The sequence below is a fragment of the Campylobacter showae CC57C genome (genome assembly GCF_000344295.2).
GTDB classification, from domain to species: Bacteria; Campylobacterota; Campylobacteria; order Campylobacterales; family Campylobacteraceae; genus Campylobacter_A; species Campylobacter_A showae_B.
On the sequence record NZ_AOTD01000112.1, the window covers coordinates 1 to 3,140 of the forward strand.

Below are 3,140 nucleotides of genomic sequence, written 5' to 3' on the forward strand. Positions count from 1 at the left end.
TTTCACTCAAATTTAACCGCCCTTTGGCTAAGATTTCTCAAATTTAACGAAGCAAAAAGGATCAAATTTGCACGCCTTGCTAAAAATATTTAAAACCGTTTTATACGCCGCGCTATTTTTAGGACTTTATCTTTTGGCCGATAAGTACGGACTGTTTGCTAAATTTGTCAATTAAATTTATCGACTCGGCTTTGCCAAATAAATTTTGAGTCAAGAATCGGATTTTAAATTTAATCGCTTTGTTTGGATAGGCGATATTTATAAATATTCATCCAAAAATATAACACCTATTTTTTTATCCAACTTTTCGCAATTACAAAACGATTTCCAATTTATTTTGCCTCCCGTCGATAGGTTCGGAAACATATTGTAGTAATAGTTATGATACTCCCTTTTGTATGCGATTATCGCGGATGTTTTATTGTTTATCAGCTTAAATTCGGTAGCTATGAGAAAATTTGAGCTAAATTTATCTAGCTTAATCTCGTCAAATTTTGCGGTATAGTTCGTTTTTGGTATTTTATCTTTTGTAGTTGTCGCTTGTGTAATCATCTTATTTCGAATCTCTTTTGCTTTATTCATGAGCTTAAATATCGACTCTCTTTGTATATCAATTTTATTTATATATCTACTATGTTCGTCCGATTTATATTTTATTATTCCATCTTCAAGCTTTTTACGTACTTCTTTTTCTAGAGTATCGCAGATACCCATGGCCTTATCAAGCTCTTTCTCGGTTTCTTCATATTCTTTTAATTCGCTGGAATTCTCATTAAATGAAAAAACGGTCACGTTTCCGTCGGACAAATTTAAAGCCAAAGTTTTTATATGGACACCGTCGACAAACCTCCCCTTGATCCAGTTTATGTTCGCATCCTCAAAGGGACGAACATTATCCTCAAAATAAATACTTTCCGGATACTCAACCGTCTCCTTTATAAAAGCCTTTGGAGCGGTACCGCAGTAATACACTCCAAGAATATTTGTGATGATGATGTCGTAAGTAGGGATTAGAAATAGCGCGGCCGCTACTATGCCTCTGATCCAAATTTTCTTAGCGTATTTTACGGTGATGACCATCACTATGGCGCTAACTGCCATATAAGGAATAACGTAAAAAAGTAAGATTATCATACCCATAGCGTATCCTTTTTAGTTGTCGGCAAAACGGAGACGGTACGTTTTGCCTCGTGCCTAAAATATGCGGGTCAATAAAACCCGCAACTATTTTAAATTTGACCGCTTCGCATCTTTTGCAAATCATTGATAAAATGATAGTGCCGTAAGGCTTAAGGCGGAGTTAAATTTGAGCTTCGGCAAGCGCTAGTAGTCGAATTTGACGCTTGTTTTACGAATTATAATATCGCAAATTTAACCTCGCAAGTTATTTTTTTTGATAAATTTGCTCCAAATTCGAACCTAAATTCAAAACAAAATTTAACCGCACCAAAGCTGCCCGCACATTTACCGCAAACGTAATCGGCCGTAAAATTCACTCATTTTATAAAATAAAACTAAAATTTTAAATCTAATTTAGATATTTTAAAAACAAATTTAGGTAATATTGCGCTAGACAAAAATTTTATCCGAAAGGAGCTGTTATGAGCGGTATTGCTCTCATCGTCTGCTTCGTCATCGCGGTCGTCGTTATGATCGTGCTGATTTCTAAGTTCGGGGTTCACCCCTTTATAGCGATCATGCTCGTCTCGCTCGCTCTAGCCGTCGTCGCGGGCATCGACCTGGTCAAGGTTCCCGCGATCATCGGAGAGGGATTTAGCGGGATATTTAAAAGCATAGGCATCGTCATCATCCTGGGTGCGCTCATCGGTATGGCGCTGGAAAAGACGGGCGCGGCGCTAAAGCTGGCCGATATGGTCGTGCGCTGCGTAGGCGACAAGCGCCCCGAGCTAGCTATGCTCATCATGGGTTGGATCGTGGGTATCCCGGTCTTTTGCGATAGCGGCTTTGTGGTGCTAGATCCGATCCGCCGCGCGATAAAGGAAAAAATCGGCGCCAACCCCGTAGCTATGGCCGTCGCGCTCTCGTGCGGCCTATACACCTCGCACGTGTTTATACCGCCGACGCCTGGCCCGATAGCGGCCGCAGGACTCGTGGGCGTGGGGCACAACCTACTGCTAGTCATCGCCGTGGGCGCGGTAGTTTCGATACCGGTTCTCATCGCGGGCTATCTTTTTGCTAAGACTATCGGCGCAAAAGTGAGCCTAAAAGATGATCTTGCAGATGTGGGCAAGAGCTATGACGAGATCATCAAAGAGCACGGCAAGCTACCTTGCGCATTTTTGAGCTTGGCGCCGATTTTTATGCCGATTTTGCTTATGGCGCTGGGCTCGGTCGTCTCGATACTAAAGCTAAAAGGCTCGTTTGCGAATTTCGTTTTATTTTTGGGCAACCCGATCATTGCACTCGGTGTTGGCGTGCTATTTGCCGTTATCTTGCTGGCTAAAACGGGCAAACTGGGCGAATTTAACCTCATGACAAACGAAACGCTAAAGATCGTCGGACCGATCCTTTTCATCACGGCGGCGGGCGGCGTGCTAGGTAACGTCATCGCTAAAGCGGGCTTTGTCGAGTTTATGAAGGCAAATGCCCATCTCATCGGCACCGTTGGTATATTTTTCCCGTTTGTTATCTCTGCTATCATCAAGACCGCTCAGGGCAGCTCGACCGTGGCGCTTACGACGACGGCCTCTATCATGGGGCTTTTCACCGATAGCGGCTCGATGATGAGTGGGCTGGGACTAACTAGCGAGATGGGTGCGGTGCTAACGGTGATGGCTATCGCTGCGGGCGCGTGACGGTTTCGCACGCTAACGATAGCTACTTCTGGGTCGTTACGAACTTTAGCAAGATGTCGCCGGAGCAGGGCTACAAGACCCAGACGATGCTTACGTTTATTATGGGTATCGTCGGCATGGCGACGGTTTGGGTTGCGTCGCTTATTTTGCTGTAAATTTGACGGCTAAATTTGAGTGCGGTTTCGGCGTGACGAGACTGCACTCTTTACGGTAGTAACGGTAAATTCTCAAATTTGTCCGCCCAGACCCGCATCTTGAAAATGTTAAATTTGATTTGGTTAAATTTAGCATTGCGCATTAAATTTAATCTTTCTTGTTAAGGGG

At 43.4% G+C, this 3,140-nt stretch carries 1 protein-coding gene and 1 pseudogene; one reads left to right on the top strand and one right to left on the bottom strand.

Features of this window, described 5'->3' with window-relative positions:
- Nucleotides 1-258: 258 nt before the first annotated feature.
- Entirely contained in the window at nt 259-1,140 is an 882-nt protein-coding gene (locus H740_RS04200) for a hypothetical protein (RefSeq protein ID WP_002951660.1), read from the bottom strand.
- A gap of 461 nt (nt 1,141-1,601) precedes the next feature.
- On the opposite strand from H740_RS04200, the pseudogene H740_RS04205 reads away from it, so the two are divergent.
- A pseudogene (locus tag H740_RS04205) lies at nt 1,602-2,971 on the top strand (GntP family permease).
- Nucleotides 2,972-3,140 lie beyond the last annotated feature (169 nt).